The 19,218-nt window shown below is 36.0% G+C and carries 19 protein-coding genes; 13 read left to right on the top strand and 6 right to left on the bottom strand.

The genetic code is table 11. From position 1 onward, the window contains the following. The first annotated feature begins 55 nt into the window (after nt 1-55). From recR to J4050_RS08395, 3 genes are all read left to right on the top strand, one after another. Nucleotides 56-673 (top strand): recombination mediator RecR, encoded by a 618-nt coding sequence (recR, locus tag J4050_RS08405; RefSeq protein ID WP_208154127.1) that lies wholly within the window; start codon nt 56-58, stop codon nt 671-673. Between the two features lie 7 nt (nt 674-680). Next, complete coding sequence (locus J4050_RS08400) at nt 681-1,781, top strand: glycosyltransferase family 2 protein (protein ID WP_208154126.1); 1,101 nt, start codon at nt 681-683, stop codon at nt 1,779-1,781. A 91-nt stretch (nt 1,782-1,872) separates the two neighbouring features. Continuing rightward, entirely contained in the window at nt 1,873-3,222 is a 1,350-nt protein-coding gene (locus tag J4050_RS08395) for a dihydrolipoamide acetyltransferase family protein (RefSeq protein WP_208154125.1), read from the top strand. A gap of 83 nt (nt 3,223-3,305) precedes the next feature. Here J4050_RS08395 and J4050_RS08390 read toward each other — a convergent pair whose 3' ends face one another. Both J4050_RS08390 and J4050_RS08385 read right to left on the bottom strand, forming a co-directional pair. Then, nucleotides 3,306-4,361: an acyltransferase family protein gene (locus J4050_RS08390; protein ID WP_208154124.1), complete on the bottom strand. Its 1,056-nt coding sequence runs from the start codon at nt 4,359-4,361 to the stop codon at nt 3,306-3,308. A gap of 295 nt (nt 4,362-4,656) precedes the next feature. Beyond that, a complete protein-coding gene (locus J4050_RS08385) occupies nt 4,657-5,736 on the bottom strand; it encodes an NADH:flavin oxidoreductase (RefSeq protein WP_208154123.1) in 1,080 nt (359 codons plus the stop codon). 121 nt (nt 5,737-5,857) lie between these two features. Between J4050_RS08385 and J4050_RS08380 the strand changes: the two genes are divergently transcribed. From J4050_RS08380 to J4050_RS08370, 3 genes are read left to right on the top strand one after another with little or no spacing between them, the layout of a single operon-like run. Further along, the gene (locus J4050_RS08380) at nt 5,858-6,634 is read left to right on the top strand and encodes a 3'-5' exonuclease (protein WP_208154122.1); all 777 of its coding nucleotides are present in this window, start codon (nt 5,858-5,860) and stop codon (nt 6,632-6,634) included. 40 nt (nt 6,635-6,674) lie between these two features. Continuing rightward, nucleotides 6,675-7,286: a fumarylacetoacetate hydrolase family protein gene (locus J4050_RS08375; protein WP_208154121.1), complete on the top strand. Its 612-nt coding sequence runs from the start codon at nt 6,675-6,677 to the stop codon at nt 7,284-7,286. Next, nucleotides 7,287-7,628, top strand: a complete 342-nt coding sequence (locus tag J4050_RS08370) for an Hpt domain-containing protein (RefSeq protein ID WP_208154120.1) — start codon at nt 7,287-7,289, stop codon at nt 7,626-7,628. On the opposite strand, the gene J4050_RS08365 is transcribed toward J4050_RS08370, so the two are convergent. Next, complete coding sequence (locus tag J4050_RS08365; protein WP_208154119.1) at nt 7,629-8,660, bottom strand: acetamidase/formamidase family protein; 1,032 nt, start codon at nt 8,658-8,660, stop codon at nt 7,629-7,631. 93 nt (nt 8,661-8,753) lie between these two features. Here J4050_RS08365 and J4050_RS08360 point away from each other — a divergent pair, with 93 nt between their 5' ends. The 6 genes from J4050_RS08360 (at nt 8,754) to J4050_RS08335 (ending at nt 13,619) form a co-directional block, all read left to right on the top strand. Beyond that, the gene (locus tag J4050_RS08360; RefSeq protein WP_208154118.1) at nt 8,754-10,001 is read left to right on the top strand and encodes a competence/damage-inducible protein A; all 1,248 of its coding nucleotides are present in this window, start codon (nt 8,754-8,756) and stop codon (nt 9,999-10,001) included. A gap of 79 nt (nt 10,002-10,080) precedes the next feature. After that, nucleotides 10,081-10,317, top strand: a complete 237-nt coding sequence (gene rpmB / locus J4050_RS08355; protein WP_208154117.1) for a 50S ribosomal protein L28 — start codon at nt 10,081-10,083, stop codon at nt 10,315-10,317. A 23-nt stretch (nt 10,318-10,340) separates the two neighbouring features. After that, nucleotides 10,341-10,523 carry a 50S ribosomal protein L33 gene (gene rpmG, locus J4050_RS08350; protein ID WP_076616981.1) on the top strand — a complete coding sequence of 61 codons (183 nt, stop codon included), beginning with the start codon at nt 10,341-10,343 and terminating at the stop codon, nt 10,521-10,523. A 50-nt stretch (nt 10,524-10,573) separates the two neighbouring features. Further along, nucleotides 10,574-10,726 (top strand): DUF4295 domain-containing protein, encoded by a 153-nt coding sequence (locus J4050_RS08345; protein WP_208154116.1) that lies wholly within the window; start codon nt 10,574-10,576, stop codon nt 10,724-10,726. 139 nt (nt 10,727-10,865) lie between these two features. Continuing rightward, nucleotides 10,866-11,819, top strand: coding sequence for a signal recognition particle-docking protein FtsY (gene ftsY, locus J4050_RS08340; protein ID WP_208154115.1), 954 nt, complete (start codon nt 10,866-10,868; stop codon nt 11,817-11,819). 93 nt (nt 11,820-11,912) lie between these two features. After that, nucleotides 11,913-13,619, top strand: coding sequence for an amidase family protein (locus J4050_RS08335; protein WP_208154114.1), 1,707 nt, complete (start codon nt 11,913-11,915; stop codon nt 13,617-13,619). On the opposite strand, the gene J4050_RS08330 is transcribed toward J4050_RS08335, so the two are convergent. After that, a complete protein-coding gene (locus J4050_RS08330; protein WP_208154113.1) occupies nt 13,616-14,704 on the bottom strand; it encodes a serine hydrolase domain-containing protein in 1,089 nt (362 codons plus the stop codon). The genes J4050_RS08335 and J4050_RS08330 overlap by 4 nt on opposite strands. A 123-nt stretch (nt 14,705-14,827) precedes the next feature. Here J4050_RS08330 and rimO point away from each other — a divergent pair, with 123 nt between their 5' ends. Further along, nucleotides 14,828-16,132, top strand: a complete 1,305-nt coding sequence (gene rimO / locus J4050_RS08325; RefSeq protein ID WP_208154112.1) for a 30S ribosomal protein S12 methylthiotransferase RimO — start codon at nt 14,828-14,830, stop codon at nt 16,130-16,132. A gap of 58 nt (nt 16,133-16,190) precedes the next feature. On the opposite strand, the gene J4050_RS08320 is transcribed toward rimO, so the two are convergent. Further along, complete coding sequence (locus J4050_RS08320; protein WP_208154111.1) at nt 16,191-17,126, bottom strand: cadherin repeat domain-containing protein; 936 nt, start codon at nt 17,124-17,126, stop codon at nt 16,191-16,193. A 226-nt stretch (nt 17,127-17,352) separates the two neighbouring features. Continuing rightward, nucleotides 17,353-19,161, bottom strand: coding sequence for a tetratricopeptide repeat protein (locus tag J4050_RS08315; RefSeq protein ID WP_208154110.1), 1,809 nt, complete (start codon nt 19,159-19,161; stop codon nt 17,353-17,355). Nucleotides 19,162-19,218: the final 57 nt, after the last annotated feature.

The following is a 19,218-nucleotide window of genomic DNA, read 5'->3' as shown; positions in this document are numbered from 1 at the left end:
CTTAATTTAAACTGAGTTAGGCTTTTTTACTTCTAAAAATAGTACCTTCGCAATTATGCAATTTTCGTCAAAATTATTAGAAGACGCGGTTAATGAAATGGCTCAGTTACCAGGTATTGGTAAAAGGACAGCATTGCGTTTAGTTCTACATTTGTTAAGGCAACCAGAGCAGCAAACAATAGGATTAGCTCAATCTTTGAGCAAGGTTAGGGCCGAAATTAATTTTTGCCAATCGTGCTATAATATTAGTGATAAGAAGGTGTGCGAAATCTGCAGTAACCCAAATAGAATTGGAGAACTTATTTGTGTAGTAGAAGACATAAGAGATGTTATGGCTATTGAAAACACAAGTACTTTTAAAGGATTGTATCATGTTTTAGGTGGCAAAATTTCTCCAATTGACGGTATTGGGCCTCAAGACTTAAAAATCCAGTCGTTGGTCAATAAAGTTAAATCTGGGGAAGTAAAGGAACTCATATTTGCAATGAGTCCAACTATGGAAGGCGACACTACCAATTTTTATATATTCAGGCAAATACAAGATTACGATGTTGCGGTTTCAACAATTGCGCGTGGTGTTGCAGCCGGAAATGAATTGGAATATACAGATGAAATTACATTGGGTAGAAGCATACAAGACCGTATTCCATTTGAGACCTCATTAAAGTCCTAAAAGTCCATTGAAGCTATCGGTTGTCATACTTAATTATAATGTTCGCTATTTTTTAGAACTATGTCTTGAAAGCGTAGTTAGAGCTATTAATAGTATCGACGCAGAGGTTATTGTAGTTGACAACAATTCCAATGACGATAGCTGTGCTATGGTAAAATCTTTGTTTCCTAAGGTTATACTTATAGAAAACCAAAATAATGATGGCTTTAGTAAAGGTAATAATATAGGTGTAAAGATTGCTAAAGGCGAGTATGTCTGTATTCTTAATCCAGATACTATCGTGCCTGAAGATTGTTTTTCAACACTATTGCAATTTGCTGATGAACAAAAGGAGTTAGGATTGGTTGGTTGCCAGCTAATAGACGGTCGAGGTGATTTTTTACCAGAAAGCAAACGGAATATTCCATTTCCGTCAATAGCCCTTAAAAAGCTTTTTGGTTTTGATTCTGATTATTACGCGAAACATCTTAAGCCTAATGAGGTTGGAAAAGTAGATGTTTTGGTGGGGGCTTTTATGGTTCTTAGAAGAGCGGTTTATAATAAGGTTGGCGGTTTTGATGAGGATTACTTTATGTATGGCGAGGATATTGACTTGTCTTATAAGGTGTTTAAAGCAGGCTATAAAAACTACTATTTTGGTAAGGCCAAGGTTGTTCACTTCAAAGGTGAAAGCACTTTAAAAGACTTAAAATATGCCAAACGGTTTTATGGCGCCATGCAGATTTTTTATAAAAAGCATTTTAAGCGAAATATACTTTTTGACATTTTGGTGTCGGTAGGGACTCAATTAGCACTAAGGGTGAGGCATGTATCAAAAACAGAGTTGCCTAGATACAAGAGAGTAATTGTTTACTCTAGGTCTCAAGATTTAGATTTAAAGTCTATTTATGGCAATAATATAATCTACACATCTCAATTAAGCCCTTTGGCAGATAGTGACACCCTCATAGTTTACGACGTCAATAGCCTAAATATTAAAGCTATTATCAGCCACATGAAAAAGAATTCAATTAATTCTAATGTGTATTACAGATTTTTATCTAAAACTAGTACCTTTATTTTAGGTAGCGATAGCGCTACGGACCGTGGTGAAATTAAAATGTTATAACTGTGTTTAAATTGAATTTAAATCAATAAAAAATCGGTTTTTTTATTAATTTTGCAGTCAATTAGCTAAGAAAGACCTTCAAATTATATATATGGCAAAGTTTGAACTTAAATTACCTAAGATGGGAGAGAGTGTTGCCGAGGCAACTATAACATCTTGGTTAAAGGATATTGGTGAAACTATCGAAGCAGATGAGGCAGTTTTAGAAATCGCAACAGACAAAGTTGATAGTGAAGTACCGAGTGAAGTGGATGGTGTTCTTGTAGAGAAGTTGTTTGATGTAGACGATGTTGTGCAAGTTGGTCAAACCATAGCTGTTATAGAAACAGAGTCTGATGTCTCGTCAGAATCAGTGGCTCCAAAGGTTGAAGAAGTGCCTATTAAAGAAGAGCCAAAGGTCGTTTCAGAAGTTGCTCAAACCGTCACTGCGGCAAAAGCGACAGTAGAACCTGTAATTTCCAATAGTGATAGGTTCTATTCTCCGTTAGTAAGAAATATTGCAAAAAAAGAAGGGATAACTCAAGCTGAGTTAGATACTGTTCCTGGAACTGGGGCAGATGGAAGAGTGACCAAGAATGATATTAAGTCTTATTTAGAAAATAGAAGTTCAACTCCAACAAAAGAACCTGAGAATAAACCGCAAGTTGATGAAGCTCCAAAACAAAAACAGTCAGAGGATAAGTCAGTTGCCAAAGACATAAAGAAAGCCCCAGCTCCTGTAATTTCCAATAGTGATGATGACATCATCGAAATGACAAGAATGGGTAAGCTTATTGCGAAGCATATGGTTGATTCCGTGCAAACATCTGCTCATGTGCAATCATTTATAGAAGCTGATGTCACCAACATATGGAATTGGCGCAAGAAACATAAAGATTCTTTTAAAAATAGAGAAGGTGAAAACCTCACCTTCACTCCAATCTTTATGGAGGCTGTGGCAAAAGCATTACGCGATTTTCCAATGATGAATATCTCCGTTCAGGGTGATAATATCATTAAGAAAAAGCACATTAACCTCGGTATGGCTGCTGCTTTACCAGACGGTAATTTAATTGTACCTGTAATTAGAGATGCAGACCAGCTCAATTTACTTGGCATGGCTAAAAAGGTTAATGACTTGGCGGGAAGAGCTCGTATTGGTCAGTTAAAACCAGATGAAATCCAAGACGGAACCTATACAGTAACCAATGTAGGTACCTTTGGAAGTATAATGGGCACGCCAATAATTAGTCAACCTCAAGTAGGAATTTTAGCTTTAGGTGCTATTAGAAAAGTGCCTGCTGTTATAGAAACTCCAGATGGTGATTTTATAGGGATACGCTATAAGATGTTCCTATCGCATTCTTACGACCACAGGGTAGTTAATGGCGCATTAGGCGGCCAATTCGTTAAAGCTGTTAAAGATTACCTCGAAGCCTGGGATATGGATAGAGAGGTATAGCCAATAGAATACCTTTTATTAACGACTTACCTGAAAGGCTTAAAATAGCCTTTCTTTAAATGAGGTAAACTCTTTAAAAGATTTTATAGAGTCTTGTAAGCAACAGTAGTCGCCTCTTTCACTTTTATGGTTTCAATTGTCTTAACTGGTGCATTGTATAGACTTGGCGTTCTAAAAATTTTGGACAAAGCCTTGGGTTTGCCAAGAAAGATTCCTCGCGTAAATTGGGATTTCAGTAATAAAGCGTAAGTAAAGTAAGATAAAACTACCGAAGCCATAAAGATGAACAGTTTGTGGATAGTAGGGAATTGAGTCTCTAATATTACAATTATTGGAAGGTGCAAATACATTATAGTCAAGGACGCTTTTCCCAATTCAGAAAAAATTGTGTTTAAATAACGGTTGGCGGACATTCTTACAGCAATAAACTTTAAGCTAAGTACGAGTATTATGGCAGATGCCATGGTAATTAAAGGGATGCCATAGCTTGCACTTTTCATGTCGTAAGTATTACTAGGAAATACAAATGACAACAACACAACAAAAAGGCCCAGTATAATTACTATGCTCATATTAAATTTTGGTGCCCTTTTTTTATAAATATACCCTAGGTAAAAAATTGGTGCTGCGGCTAAAACAACATTGGCATTCCATGGTAGCCAAAATGAAGGAAAAAATATAGAATTGAGAAAAGCCAATACTAACATTATGCACATGGTAATGGCGATAGCAGAAGATTTTAATTTAAGGAATAAAAAGTTCATCACCTGTTGTGTAAGAAACAAACAAGTTATAAACCAAAATACACCAAAGGGGCCTTGCAGCATTCGCCCTCCAACAATGAGAGGTATAAAATTAGAAGCTAAGTCTTTTAATTCAAAATTGCTGAAATCCGTAAAAACAAAATACAATGGAATTAGAAATGCAATGTAGGGAACAAGAAAACTAACGGCTTTTCTGGTGAAGTACTTTTTAGATTTATGAGTTGGTTTAAATAGAAAACCAGAAATAAAGAAGAACAATGGCATATGGAATATATAGATAGTTCTGCTTGTTTCACCAATAAAAATATGGCCCAAAACAACACATAAAATACCAATTCCTTTCCAACTATTAATCCAAGTGATTTTACCTTTCATGTTTTTAAATTGGAGATACGTAAATACTGAGGAAAATCCTTTTTACAGGCAACAGTATTGTTATTTTATTCAATTAGCTGTTTTTAACCAACGAATTGATTAAGAGCTATTTTTTTTAAACCACAGCGTATCCAAATTCCAGTTGAACAAGATAAAGAAGTAGGAAAGTTCTGTTGAATTTTACCGTTGTAAAGTGTTTTAAATGGGTTGTATCGTTGGGTTTATCGAATTGTATATCAAATAATTATGAAATTTATAAACCTGCTTGTAGAATTTTTAATGGGATGGACTTATATTATTCTTCCACAAACCCAGGCCATCTGCGCATATAGTTAACAAATTTAGGACTGAGACCTTGAGAGAATAAATAAGCTTCTGAGACAGGATTATCGATGGGTCTAAAATTTGGGTCTTTTATTACTTTATTAGGGAAATCATAATGGATTATAGCAGAACGTCCAATGGTTACAAAATCAACACCAAAATCTAGAACTTTACTAACATCTTTTCCTGTTCTAATGTTTCCAGCAATAGTAAGTTTTACGGATTTATAATCGAGTTCTAAAACATGTTCTAAAAGTGTTTTGTCGCTATTGGGATAGTCTTCAGGAGTTTTTTGGTAATCCCATAAAGATAGGTCCAAAAAATCTATTTGTCTAGAATCAATTAATGTTTGACTCACAGTTTTTATCTCAGACAATTTCATACCAAATCGTTCTGGAGATAATCGCACACCTAATAAAAAATCACTACCGCACTTAGACCTAATACCGTAAATGATTTCAATTAACAAACGAACTCTATTTTCAAGTGACCCACCATAATCGTCTTGACGTTTATTTATATCCGAGCTCAGAAATTGAGATAAAATGTAACCATGGGCACCATGTACTTCAACACCATCGTAGCCACTTTTTTTTGCTCTTAAGGCCGCATTTACAAAATCTTCCCGCAATTGGTAGATTTCTGTTAAGGTTAGTGCTCTAGCATTATGTTTTTCACTAGCCGATGGACACACGGCCATTGTACCAATAACCTCCTTAGGGGAACGCATACCAGCATGATGCAATTGCACAACTGCCAAACTGTTATTGGATTTAATGGTTTCTGCAAGTCGTTTATGACCTTCAATGTGGTTGTCTGAAAAAATGCCTAATTGCCCAGAGAATCCTTTACCAATTTTTTGCACGTGGGAAGCACAGGTCATGGTTAAGCCAAAACCACCTTTAGCACGCATGGTTAACCAATTGAACTCGTCTTCGGACAAAACACCGTCTTCATGACTTTGCTGATTGGTCAACGGTGCTAGCATAAATCTATTTTTCATGGTAGAACCGTTTTGAAAGGATAAAGGTGAGTTTAGAATAGTTGACATTAAAACTTAGATTAAGGATTAGTGGCGAATTTCGAATAATTTAATGGAATCGTCAAATGATATGCGGCATCCTCTAATCAATTACTCATTTCTAATTACATTTGCATCAAATTAATAGCGCATGCAACTCAACTTACATAAACCCATTTGCTTTTTTGATTTAGAAACAACCGGAATAAATATTTCTAAGGACAGAATAGTAGAGATTTCTGTTCTAAAAGTATATCCAGATGGTAAGGAAGAAACTTACACAAAGCTAGTGAATCCTACAATACCTATTCCCGCTGAGGTAACAAAAGTCCATGGGATATCTGATACTGATGTTGTGGATGCACCAACTTTTAAGGATATTGCTAAAGAAGTGCACACCTTAATTAAGGATGCCGATTTAGGCGGATTCAATTCCAATAGATTCGATATTCCACTACTTGCTGAAGAAATGCTTCGCGCTGATATAGATTTTGATATGAAAAATAGGGTTGCTGTCGACGTACAGACTATTTACCACAAAATGGAGCAGCGAACACTTAGTGCAGCATATAAATTCTATTGCAATAAAAATTTGGACGATGCTCATAGCGCAGAAGCCGATACAAAGGCAACCTATGAAGTGCTCAAATCACAGTTGGAAAAATATGATGTCTTAGAAAATGACACCAAATTTTTGGCAGAGTTCAGTTCGCGACGAAAATTTGCCGATTTTGCTGGATTTTTAGCTTTTAACAAAGAAGGAGAAGAATGCTTTTCTTTTGGTAAGCATAAAGGCAAACGCGTTATAGATGTATTAGAAAAAGAACCAGGTTATTTTGGTTGGTTGCTCAATGCCGATTTTCCATTATATACTAAAAAAGTGTTGACAGCAGTCAAGCTAAGGCAGTTCAATAACAAACTCGATTAAAGTTTTTTATAAATTTTTCACTAAAAAAATTATTACTTAAATGAAACTTATCTGTATCGGACGTAATTATGTTGATCATATAAAGGAATTAGAAAACGAACGTCCTTCAGACCCAGTAGTTTTTTTAAAACCAGATACTGCCATCTTGCTTAAGAAACAACCGTTTTTTATTCCGGATTTTTCAAATGATGTGCATCATGAGGTAGAACTATTGATAAAAATTAAAAAGGTAGGTAAATACATCGACCGCAAATTTGCCCATAAGTATTATGATGAAATTGGACTAGGTATAGACTTTACAGCCAGGGACCTGCAGGCACAATTAAAGGCTAAAGGTCTACCTTGGGAGAAAGCCAAAGCCTTTGACGGTGCAGCTGTTGTTGGCAATTGGTTGCCAAAAACCCAATTTAAAGACGTCAACAATATTAACTTTAGTTTAAAACGAAATGATAAGTTTGTACAGTCCGGAAACACAGAATTGATGCTTTGGAAAATAGATGAATTAATAGAATATGTCTCTAAATATTTTACATTAAAAATAGGAGACATTATCTTTACCGGCACACCAGCAGGCGTTGGCAAGGTTGTTGCAGACGATCAGCTCAAAGGTTACATTGAAAACGAGGAAGTATTTTCCATTAAAATAAAATAAATGCCACAGTATTATAAACTTGGACGCGTTCGTGAAATGGCGGACGGTGACGAAGACTTTGTTGCAGCTCTCGCAGCAGCTTTTATAGAAGAAGTACCTGAAGACGCTGAGCGTCTAAAAAAGGCAGTGCCTGAAGAAGACTATTACGAAACGTACCAAGCCGCTCATAAAATGAAGCCAACGATTGATTTATTTGAGTTAGGGATTTTAGAAACTTTGATAGAAGTACAGGATTGGGGCAAGTTTGAGCAAGGAGATAAGAATATAGATAAACAACTTCAGACGGTTCTTACTGCTGTTGAAAATGCAACCAACGAAATTAAAGCCGATTTTAATTTGTAACTAATTAATTCCCAGTACCTCTTTTGACATGTGCATTGTTACTAGCATGTGCGGTAAATCTACTGTTTCTGCTATTTTTAAATTACCTGCAAGAGAGCATAATGCATATGCCTCCATTTCACTGAGTTGATGCTCTTTCATTAAGTAATCTACCATGTAAAGTGTCGCTTTTTTTGCTGCAATATCCAGGGTTGTCCCAAAACCTGTTGTAGCATAATAATCTTTAGTTTCATATTGAGGTTCTTTAATGGATTTATCTTTTATGAGTTCAATTTCGTAGACAACTCTTAGCGGTACTTCAATCGCAGTGCCACAGACTTCACCTAAACCTTGCACGGCATGTCCGTCACCAATTGAGAATAAGCCTCCTTCAATAAAAATAGGGAAATAAACTGATGTACCAACAGTCATATTGGGATCATCCATATTTCCGCCATTTGCCCTTGGGGGAATGGTATTCAAAAGGTCAGAGGTTGCAGGAGCAACACCCATAACCCCTGGAAAAGGATTCAATTTCAATTGAATTGAATCATTGAAGTTAACGGTAGATTTATTACTTTTTAAATTGTAAATTCTTAAGTACTCACCTTTAATAGAGTCTGACACAAAACTAAATCCGGGATATATGGCATTCCAACCCCAATCTCCGATTTCTATTTCATGAAGCGTTACCTTGAGTACATCTCCAGGCTTTGCATCTTTTACAAAAACTGGTCCTGTTAACGGATGTATAGGCTCAAAATCTAGTGTCTTAAGATCTTCTATGCCGGAATCCAAATTAAACTGTTCGTCACTAGCATCTTCAGTGTAAGCCTCAATTATGGTTCCAGAATCAACAGTGAGTATTGGTGTAATAGAATTACTAAACTTATTGTGTGTTTGATCTTTTGTAAGGGTATACTGGGGTACAATTTTAGCCGTTACTGCTTGTTTTGATAGGGTTTGCACGTCTTTTTTTTCTTTACATTGGTAGGATAATCCAAGGCACAACGCACCAATTAATAATGACTCTAAAACTCTATTCTGTTTCATAGATGATTTAATTCTTTTAAAGGTTTTTTAAAATTAATCAATTTACCCCCAAATAGCTTTACTTTTGTTCTGAAAACTTAATCAATTTATATTTTGACAGCAGAAATCATAACCATTGGCGATGAGATTCTTATTGGCCAAATTGTAGATACAAATTCGGCGTTTTTAAGTAAGCAATTCAATAAAATTGGGATTTCGGTTTATCAAATCACCTCTGTTCAAGATGATAAAGAACACATCCTTAAAGCCCTTAAAGAGGCTGAGGACAATGCAGATATTATTGTTCTTACAGGTGGTTTAGGGCCGACTAAAGACGATATCACAAAAAATACACTTTGCGAATATTTTGATGATGAATTGGTAGAGGACAAAAATGTTTTGGCCCATGTAGAATTTTTGTTCGATAAATACATAAAAACACCAATTTCAGATATTAACAGGCATCAAGCCTTAGTGCCTTCTAAATCTACTGTTTTAAAGAATAAATATGGTACTGCACCTGGAATGTGGATGGAGAAGAATGGAAAGACATTTATATCCCTTCCTGGTGTCCCATACGAGATGAAGGCCCTAATTAAGGACGAGGTGTTTCCTAGACTTCGAGAAAAGTATCGTTTCCCATATATAAAGCATAAAACACTTTTGACCTATGGTTTGGGAGAAAGTGCAATTGCTGGCCGTATAGAAGAATTTGAAGATAACCTCCCTTCATTTGTTAAGCTTGCATACTTGCCCAGTTTAGGTCGAGTTCGTTTAAGACTATCGGCTAAGCACCAAGATAAAACCTTGGTGGAAAGCACGATAATTGAGAAAGTGAATAGTTTGCTACCATTTGTCGAAGATATTTTTGTTGGTTTTGAAGAGGATAATCCAATTGAGGGTATAATAGGGTTGTTGTTAACAGAAAAGGGGAAGACTTTATCTATTGCAGAGAGTTGTACGGGAGGACGAATAGCACAGGCATTTACGTCTATACCTGGAGCTTCTAAGTATTTTAAAGGTAGTATAGTGTCTTATGCCACGGAGGCCAAAATAAATGTGCTTTCCATTTCAAAATCTTTAATCCAAGAGCATTCTGTAGTCAGTAAAGCTGTCGCTGAGGCTATGGCTTCAAATGCCAGAAGCCTTTTTAAAACAGATTATGCTATAAGTACAACTGGGAATGCTGGTCCGGATAAGGGAGATTCAGATGCAGAAGTAGGAACGGTATGGATAGCAATTGCTTCTGAACAAGGAGTATATTCTGAAGTATTTAATTTTAGTAATCATAGGGAGAAGGTCATTATGAAAGCGACAAACAAGGCCTTTGAAATGCTGCTTAAAGAAATTTCAAAAAAGTAAGACTTTAAGTTTGTTGAAAGATAAAGATTTACTAAATTTGCACCCGGTTTTTGAATAACGTACCTAAAGATTAAGAAGAATGTCTAGAGTTTGTGAACTTACAGGGAAAAAAGCAATGGTAGGGAACAACGTATCTCACGCCATGAATAAAACAAAACGCAAGTTTAATGCGAATTTGATTAAAAAGCGTTTCTACATCCCTGAGGAAGATAAGTGGGTAACATTGAAGGTTTCTGCGGCTGCATTAAAAACAATTAACAAAATTGGTATCGCTGCTGCATTGAAAACGGCAAGGGCTAAAGGATTTTACAAATAAAAATACGCTAAAGTCAAATAACAATGGCAAAGAAAGGAAATAGAATTCAAGTAATCTTAGAGTGTACCGAGCACAAGGCGTCAGGTATGCCAGGAACATCAAGATATATTACAACCAAAAACAAAAAGAACACGCCAGACCGTATGGAGATTAAGAAATTTAATCCCATTCTTAAGCGTATGACGGTTCATAAAGAAATCAAATAATAATAAGAGATTTTCACAGAAGTGAAAATGTCAAATAACTCTAAAGAGGTATGGCAAAGAAATCAGTAGCATCATTACAGACAGGCTCTAAGCGTTTGACTAAAGCCATTAAGATGGTGAAATCTCCTAAGACAGGAGCGTATATGTTCGTTGAATCAGTTATGGCACCTGAATTTGTGAATGATTGGTTAAGTAAGAAATAAACTCGGAACAGAGGTAAAAGTGATATCAACTGCTTTCGTTTGAAAGCAGTTTTTTTATGCTTATTTTTGACTTCAACCTGACAACGTAGCAGGTTCTCTGTTGGGCAAGGTTATTGCTCACTTAAAGAAAAAGAAATACATGAGTTTTTTTAAGAAAATATTCACCTCAGAAAAGAAAGAGACCTTAGATAAAGGCTTAGAGAAATCAAAAACCTCCTTTTTTACAAAACTTAACAAAGCGGTTGCTGGGAAGTCTAAAGTAGATGATGATGTCTTAGATAATCTAGAAGAGGTTTTAGTTACAAGTGATGTTGGCGTCAATACAACTTTAAAAGTAATTGAGCGCATTGAAGAACGGGTGTCAAGAGATAAGTATTTGGGCACATCCGAGTTAAATCAAATTTTAAGGGAAGAGATAGCGGCATTGCTCTCAGAGACTAATTCTGGCGAAGCTACAGAGTTTAATATTCCAGATGGCAATAAACCTTATGTAATGATGGTTGTAGGTGTAAATGGTGTTGGGAAAACAACTACTATTGGGAAACTGGCCTATCAATTTAAAAAACGAGGACTCAAAGTTGTACTTGGTGCAGCTGATACGTTTAGGGCTGCTGCAATAGACCAGTTACAGGTATGGGCAGACCGCGTTGATGTGCCAATTGTAAAGCAAAGTATGGGTAGCGATCCAGCTTCCGTAGCTTATGACACCTTGCAGAGTGCAGTTACCCAAAATGCTGATGTTGTTATCATCGATACTGCAGGGAGGTTACATAATAAGGTCAACTTAATGAATGAGTTAACCAAGGTTAAACGAGTGATGCAAAAAGTAGTTGAAGATGCGCCGCACGACGTACTTTTAGTCTTAGATGGTTCAACTGGTCAAAATGCATTTGAGCAGGCCAAGCAATTTACTGCTGCCACAGAGGTTTCATCTTTAGCGGTAACAAAGCTCGATGGTACTGCCAAAGGAGGTGTTGTCATTGGTATTAGTGATCAGTTTCAAATTCCTGTTAAATATATCGGGGTAGGTGAAGGTATTGAAGATTTACAAGTCTTTAATAAATACGAGTTTGTAGATTCCTTTTTTAAGTAATTACAAGCCTTTCTCTCAGAATTATATTAATTTCTTCAAGGTCTATTTTTAATTAACTAGTCGCATTTTGTATTTTTATGCAAAATACTAACCATGCGCTATACTTTCTTTTTTCTAGTCTTCCTTTTAATCTTTTCATGTAAAAACGACAAACAAACTACAACAGAAACTCCTACTGAAACCCAAAAAATTGAAATTGACAATACAGAAGTTGAAGTTTCTTCGGACGACGATGACCTTGAAGCTATCTCTGCAAAAGATTTTAGAGAATTCTTAGTATTAGATTCAAAGGTTATCACTAAGGCAGAACTTTGGGCCGATGTAAGTCCTCAAATGGAAGATTTCTCAGATGCGGATTATAGTCGAATAGCACCGATGGTTCTTGAACAAGATATTCCAACAATACAGAGTAACATTACAGATGGTAAATTTTCTTATGAAGAATTGACCAAGTTTTATCTCTATCGCATACGTAAGTATGATAGAGAAAACGACCTATCACTTAATTCTGTGATATCAGTTAATCCGAACGTAATTAAAGAAGCTCGGGCAAGGGATAAAGCTTTAGCGTTCAATGAAGGTGCTGATGTGGATAGCTTAGCTTATACGGTTTATGGGATGCCAATTTTATTAAAGGATAATATTAACACGGAAGATTTACCCACAACGGCAGGAGCTTTAGCTTTAAAAGACAATAAAACTGAAGACGCCTTTATTGTTAATCAATTAAGATCAAAGGGAGCCTTAATCTTAGGTAAGGCTAATTTAAGCGAATGGGCTTATTTCTTTTGCGGTGAGTGTCCAAGTGGCTATTCTGCTATTGGAGGGCAAACTTTGAATCCGTATGGTCGCAGAACTATAGATACAGGTGGCTCTAGTTCTGGTAGTGGCGTTTCTGCTGCAGCTAATTTTGCTGCAGCTACCATTGGAAGTGAAACATCTGGTTCTATTCTATCGCCTGCAAGCCAAAATTCGGTAGTGGGACTTAAACCAACCATTGGTTTAGTGAGTCGGAGCGGTATTGTTCCTATTTCATCAACACTCGATACAGCTGGTCCTATTACTCGTACCGTCATAGATAATGCTATAGTGCTAGATGCTATTTTTGGCGAGGATACAACAGATAGTAAGGCCTTTATGGTTATTTGGGAATCTGGCTTTTACACAAAAAAAATAAAAATGGCTAGTTTGGAAGGTAAACGCTTCGGTGCTCCTAAACGTTTCTTGGAGGATAGCTTGTTTGTAAATGCACTCGAAGTCTTAAAACAACAAGGTGCTGAAATTGTAGAAATTGAAGATGAGCGCGTTAGCCTGCCGAATTTTATAAATCTTTTGAATTTAGATATGCGTAAAGATTTGCCATTATATATGGAAAACTATGCTGATAAAACAATTGAACTAAGGACAGTTGCCGATGTAATGGCCTTTAATGAAGCAGACTCTGCTTTAGCAATGCCATATGGGCAGGCCCTTTTTAAAGGTATTGTTGACGATAAAGGAGATGATACTTTTTTAGAGCGTATTAAAGATACACTTAAGACTAATGGAAAGCTCTATTTCGATACACCATTTGATGCTCAAAAAATAGATGGCTTTTTATCTATTAATAATTATCATGCGGGCCAAGCTGCCGTAGCGGAATATCCAGCACTTACTGTTCCAATGGGATACACCAAGGAGGGCATACCGAAAGGTTTAACTTTTATAGGTAGGCGTCTCCAAGAAAAACAACTTTTAGAATGGGCTTATGTTTATGAACAAGCTTCAAAAATGCGAGTTCCTCCGAAGGGCTATAATTAATTGATTAGGGAGTTTATTTTTTCCCAAAGTAAATTATCGTAACCAGACGGTCCTAATTCACCGGATCCACCATCATTTCCCATGCGTATGACCACCAACTTTTTGCTTGGTATAACATATAATTTTTGATCAATCGCACCTAAGCCAGCGATTAAATCATCAGGAGCATTAGGTATTAGTTTTCCTGTAAATACATCTTCTGATGATGGTAATTTGTATGAAGATTTTCCGTTTAACCACCATAAATAGCCATAGGCAAGATTTAAGTTCTGCGAGGTTTTTGTCATGTCTTCAAAATAGTTGGTGTCGCCAAGAACGATGTCTTCATTCCAAATTCCTCTATTAAGACAAAGCAATCCAAAACGAGCCATGCTACGAGCGTTACTGAAATAGAATTTATTATACCCAACAGAAACCCATGACCCTTGCATGCCTATTTTGTCTTTAAGCTTTAAATTGAAATAAGAATTGAAATCAGAATTTAATGCACCAGAAATAATGGATTGTGTTAGTGTATAAGGTGCGTTATGATAGTACCAATATGTGCTAGGTTCGTTTAAGTAGCTAAGGCAGTTAGCATCTGTGCATGTAAAGTCAACATTATAGTCTAATCCTGTAGTCATAGTTATGTGATTTCTCACTGTAATAGCATTTTCTTGCTCAGAGGTTAAATTCGTCCAGCCATTTCCTAAATAATTTGAAGACGAATCATTAATATCTAATAAACCATCTTCTTGAGCCACCCCAACCATAAATGCCGTCAACGTTTTTCCAGCTGAAAACCATGGATTATTAGAAGATGCAGTTGTGCCATTAAAGTAGGATTCATTTATAATTCTACCATTATGTAAAATGATGAAGGATTTAGTATTGCTATCCTCAAGAAAATCTAAAAGAGGTTGTAAAGCAGCTGCATTCCAATTGAGATCAGAAATCGCTTTGGTTTCCCACATATCAGAATTTAAAGGCGGAAAGTATAGCTCTTCATTTTGAGGGTTTTCACCATCTGAAGAATCGTCGGAATTTGAACATGCAATTATAAAACCCACAAATAAAATGATGAATGTATATCTAATAAACTTCATAAACAGTATTTAACTTTAGACACATAAATATATGAAAGGTTTAAAACCTGAATATAGCAATTGTAAAACTACAATCGTAAATCATTATTCATTGTGTATCTTTGCCAACTGACCGAAAGAAGCATGAGAACAAAAACACTTAAGAAGAACAGGATTAACGTCGTAACCCTAGGATGTAGTAAGAACGTTTACGATAGTGAAGTGTTAATGGGTCAACTCAAGGCCAGTGGAAAAGACGTCGTACATGAGCAAGAAGGTAATGTTGTGGTTATCAATACCTGTGGATTTATTAATAATGCCAAAGAAGAAAGTGTGAACACCATTTTGCATTACATGCAAAAAAAGGAAGATGGCGAGGTCGATAAAGTTTTTGTTACAGGGTGTCTTAGTGAAAGGTATAAACCAGATTTACAAAAAGAAATTCCGAACGTTGATCAGTACTTTGGTACTACTGAGCTCCCAAGTTTGTTAAAGGCACTAGGTGCTGATTATAAGCATGAGTTAATTGGAGAACGCTTAACGACAACACCAAAAAACTATGCCTATTTAAAGATAGCTGAAGGTTGTGATAGACCATGCAGTTTTTGTGCTATACCCTTAATGCGTGGCAAACATAAGAGTACACCTATAGAAGACATTGTCACTGAGGCTAAGAACTTAGCAGTTAATGGTGTTAAGGAATTGATTCTTATAGCCCAAGATTTGACCTATTATGGTTTAGATCTGTATAAAAAACGAAACCTTGCTGAACTTCTGGAGCATTTAGTGAAAGTTGATGGCATTGAATGGATTCGTTTGCATTATGCCTTCCCAACAGGTTTTCCAATGGATGTTTTGGATGTGATGAAACGCGAGCCAAAGGTTTGCAATTATTTAGATATACCATTGCAACATATCTCTGACGCTATTTTAAAAAGTATGCGTCGTGGAACCACAAAAGAAAAAACCACAAAATTACTTAAAGATTTTAGAGCAAAAGTCCCGGAAATGACTATCAGGACAACACTTATTGTTGGGTATCCTGGCGAGACGGAAGAAGATTTCCAAATTCTTAAAAATTGGGTAAAGGACATGCGCTTCGAACGTTTGGGTTGCTTTACATATTCACATGAGGAAAACACACATGCCTACAACCTAGAAGACGATGTTCCTGAAGATGTAAAAATGCAGCGCGCGAATGAAATTATGGAAATTCAGTCACAGATTTCGTGGGAATTGAATCAACAAAAAATAGGGCAGACCTTTAAGGTAGTAATAGACCGAAAAGAGGGTAATTATTTTGTAGGGCGTACGGAGTTTGATTCCCCAGATGTGGATAATGAGGTTTTAATCGATGCTAGTCAAACCTATGTAAAAACTGGTGAGTTTACCACAGTTAAAATAATAGAGGCTGAGGATTTTGACCTTTATGGCGAGGTAGTATCTTAAAAAAAAGCAGGCTTTCGCCTGCTCTTAATTAACCAACTGCATAACTTAATAATTAAAATTAGTCCCATTGTTTTACTGTTGTGCTTAAGCCTTGATAAAGAATTACAAAGCCACCATCAGCATTGGTCAAAACATCCGAATTTCCATTGGCGTACCTATATATAGAGCTTGAGAGTGATTTAGCACCTATAGCAACTGATGCAAATACACTTATATACGATTCATTTGGAGTAGCTGAATTGGCACCTTTATACACGAAGTAGCGGTTGCCAGAATTGTATTCGGGTAAGACCGAACCCATAGCCATGTAAGGACCAGTAGATTCACTAGTAGAAATCTTTACTTGCGTACTCGCAGCGTTATTACTCCATGAATTTAGCTTAAACGCAATGAGATAACTGCTTGAGGGTATGGTTCTACCATTGTCGTTAAACCATGTGTAATTACCACTACCGTTAGAAAACGTAGAATTGGTGTTAAATTCGTCATCAGATGTCCCGTTCTTGGTGATTTGCATCAAATTTTCTGATAGTTGGTTGTACTCGTTTTCTGTAACTGTTATCCAGGTATCATTTTCTGCAGTCAAATAAGCATCTCGCGATGAACTAAGGAAATACCATATATCATCTATATCATTCAAAGTAACACTTACCGTTGATGTGGCATTTTGTTCTGAATTGGTAACTGATATAATAGCTTCTAATGTGACGGTCTCCTCGTAGTTAAATTTTGAGGAGTCATTAATAGTGATTTCACCTGTGCTACTATTAATGGCAAATGCATTTGCTGGATTTTGAGATGAAATGCTATAGACTAAGGTGCCGGTTAAATTAGTAGCTACCGTACCAATAGACTGACCATTATTGGGGTTTTCGTCAATGTTAACCATGATATCCGAAGCGCTCGGTGTAAAGCTATCACCGTCATCACTGCATGACATAGCAATGAGTAAGAATACCATAAAAAGGCTGTAAATTTTGAATTGTGTTTTCATAAGACTTGTGTTTTGTGGTTTTACTTTAGTTTTTGTAGCGACTTGCTACTGGTCGTCTGCAGCCTAAACCAGCGCAAGGCACCACAAAACTGTTTGCCATTATTTAATGACACTACAAACCTAGGTTGAGAGAGAGATGAATAAAAAAAATAAGGATAGACAATCGGTGGACAGTAACCTAATACATAGTGGACAAATCGTGGACGTTTTTTTGTAAATAGCTGATTTATAAATCAATAACCAATTCTTGTAAAGAGTCTTCAGTAGATAGTTTCAATTTTTTACGTAGACGATATCGGGCTTTTTTGACACCTTCGACAGAAATATTTAAGATATTGGCAATTTCTTTGCTTGATAAATTCATTTTTAGCAAAGCCATTAATCTTAAATCGTTATTGCTAACCTCAGGGTAAGTGTTCATCACTTTAGAATTAAAGTCTCTGTGAACGTCTTCAAAATAACTTCTAAACTGTTCCCAATTAGTATCATTATTAATGTCTAAATTAATGTTATTGATGATGCTCTGGTACTGACGTGCATTTTTAGAGTCTGCCTTTAATTCCTTGAGCTGTTCTTTTAAATCTAATAAAACTTCATTCTTGTGAGCCAAGTGCAAGGCGTGTGTGGTGAGTTCCTTTTCCTTAAATCTTAAATTATTGTTTAATTTTTCGCGTTCAATTGTATTGCGTTTTGCTCTTTGCCTAAATCCATAAAATATGGCAAATGCTAGAGCTATAGTTCCTAAGAGGGAGATTAATAAAAATAGTTTCTCGTTTTCGGCTTTCTGTTTACGCTCTTCAAGCAGTTTAATTCTGTTATTTTTAATGATCAGTTCTTTTTCTTTTTTTTCAGTTTGATATAGTACTTCTATTTCGTTCATACGATTAACACTTTCCTTGCCTAGAATTTCATCATGAAGTTTATGATAAGAGGTATGATACTCATAAGCTTTTTTGTAACGACCTAGTCCTGCATAAGCTTTGGATATTTCAAGAAGGTCGCCAATCTTCTTTTTATTAGTACTCGTTTCTTCACTAATTTCAAGGGCTTGTTTCATATAACGTAGTGCCTGTCGATATTCACCCTTTATATTATATAATTCACCAAGGTGTCTTAGGTTTAAACCAACCAAGGACTTTTCGCCATAATTTCTGCTTATCTCAAGTGCTTTATAATAATAGTTTTCAGCGATATCTAAACTATCCTGTTGAGCATATATCCAACCAATATTATCGAAGGCGCCAGCCAAATCGTTGTAGTAATTATTGATTTTATAGTAAGGTACAACATCAATGAGTAGGTGTTTAGCTTCTTCATATTGTTTTTGGCCTTTAAGATTTATGGCTATGTTGGTATTAACACTTGCTAAATCATCTTTATTGCCTAGGGTCTCATATATGGTTTTAGCCTTTAAATAGTATTCATTGGAAATGTCATAGTTTTCAATATCACCCTGAATATTCCCAATATTCCAATAACTTGCTGCAATACTTTCTTCTGTATCGTTAATAGCTTCCTTTAATTTTAAGGTTTGCATATGAACTTCGAGACACTCATATAGTCTCCCAAGGGACCGAAGGCTATTTGCCTTATTATTTAAGGCATAGGACATCATAACACTATCACCAAGTTTAGCGTAGAGCTCTATGACCTTATCATATACTGAATCAGATTTTTCATATTGGGAGGTCATATTGTAATATACACCAAGATAATTTTTTGTGCGAGCGATAAAGGATTTGTTGCCCAAGCGGTCTGCCAATACAAGAGTGCTGTCCAAATAGGGTTTTGAAGCTAAGGGATCTTTAAAAATATATTCAGCCCAGATTTCTGCATAGGACATAATTTGAGTAGTATCTGTTTGAGTTTTGGCAATTGACAAAATACTATCGATTTTTTTCTGATTTTGACCTTGTATGCCCTGAACTACTAAAGCACCGAGAATAAAGACGAACCAAATTTTGTCCACCTTTAGGGTGACATAGTTCCTTTTGGCTAAAAATTGGACATCTTTTAGAAACTTATACGTTTTCATACCGAATTTTGTTGTTTGAATTAAACCTCAATACACTTTAAAAATATTTATAAAATA

Origin of the sequence: Winogradskyella pelagia (genome assembly GCF_017581965.1) — a bacterium.
Lineage (GTDB): Bacteria > Bacteroidota > Bacteroidia > Flavobacteriales > Flavobacteriaceae > Winogradskyella > Winogradskyella pelagia.
This window is presented reverse-complemented; position numbering and strand designations above follow the sequence as displayed.

What these genes read in the sequence shown, in the direction of transcription:
- J4050_RS08315 (WP_208154110.1), bottom strand. Translation starts at nt 19,161, where the DNA reads ATGAAAACGTATAAGTTTCTAAAAGATGTCCAATTTTTAGCCAAAAGG.
- J4050_RS08370 (WP_208154120.1), top strand. Translation starts at nt 7,287, where the DNA reads ATGCCACAGTATTATAAACTTGGACGCGTTCGTGAAATGGCGGACGGT.
- J4050_RS08335 (WP_208154114.1), top strand. Translation starts at nt 11,913, where the DNA reads ATGCGCTATACTTTCTTTTTTCTAGTCTTCCTTTTAATCTTTTCATGT.
- J4050_RS08375 (WP_208154121.1), top strand. Translation starts at nt 6,675, where the DNA reads ATGAAACTTATCTGTATCGGACGTAATTATGTTGATCATATAAAGGAA.
- J4050_RS08390 (WP_208154124.1), bottom strand. Translation starts at nt 4,361, where the DNA reads ATGAAAGGTAAAATCACTTGGATTAATAGTTGGAAAGGAATTGGTATT.
- J4050_RS08330 (WP_208154113.1), bottom strand. Translation starts at nt 14,704, where the DNA reads ATGAAGTTTATTAGATATACATTCATCATTTTATTTGTGGGTTTTATA.
- J4050_RS08345 (WP_208154116.1), top strand. Translation starts at nt 10,574, where the DNA reads ATGGCAAAGAAATCAGTAGCATCATTACAGACAGGCTCTAAGCGTTTG.
- J4050_RS08320 (WP_208154111.1), bottom strand. Translation starts at nt 17,126, where the DNA reads ATGAAAACACAATTCAAAATTTACAGCCTTTTTATGGTATTCTTACTC.
- rpmG (WP_076616981.1), top strand. Translation starts at nt 10,341, where the DNA reads ATGGCAAAGAAAGGAAATAGAATTCAAGTAATCTTAGAGTGTACCGAG.
- ftsY (WP_208154115.1), top strand. Translation starts at nt 10,866, where the DNA reads ATGAGTTTTTTTAAGAAAATATTCACCTCAGAAAAGAAAGAGACCTTA.
- J4050_RS08395 (WP_208154125.1), top strand. Translation starts at nt 1,873, where the DNA reads ATGGCAAAGTTTGAACTTAAATTACCTAAGATGGGAGAGAGTGTTGCC.
- rimO (WP_208154112.1), top strand. Translation starts at nt 14,828, where the DNA reads ATGAGAACAAAAACACTTAAGAAGAACAGGATTAACGTCGTAACCCTA.
- recR (WP_208154127.1), top strand. Translation starts at nt 56, where the DNA reads ATGCAATTTTCGTCAAAATTATTAGAAGACGCGGTTAATGAAATGGCT.
- J4050_RS08385 (WP_208154123.1), bottom strand. Translation starts at nt 5,736, where the DNA reads ATGTCAACTATTCTAAACTCACCTTTATCCTTTCAAAACGGTTCTACC.
- J4050_RS08365 (WP_208154119.1), bottom strand. Translation starts at nt 8,660, where the DNA reads ATGAAACAGAATAGAGTTTTAGAGTCATTATTAATTGGTGCGTTGTGC.
- rpmB (WP_208154117.1), top strand. Translation starts at nt 10,081, where the DNA reads ATGTCTAGAGTTTGTGAACTTACAGGGAAAAAAGCAATGGTAGGGAAC.
- J4050_RS08380 (WP_208154122.1), top strand. Translation starts at nt 5,858, where the DNA reads ATGCAACTCAACTTACATAAACCCATTTGCTTTTTTGATTTAGAAACA.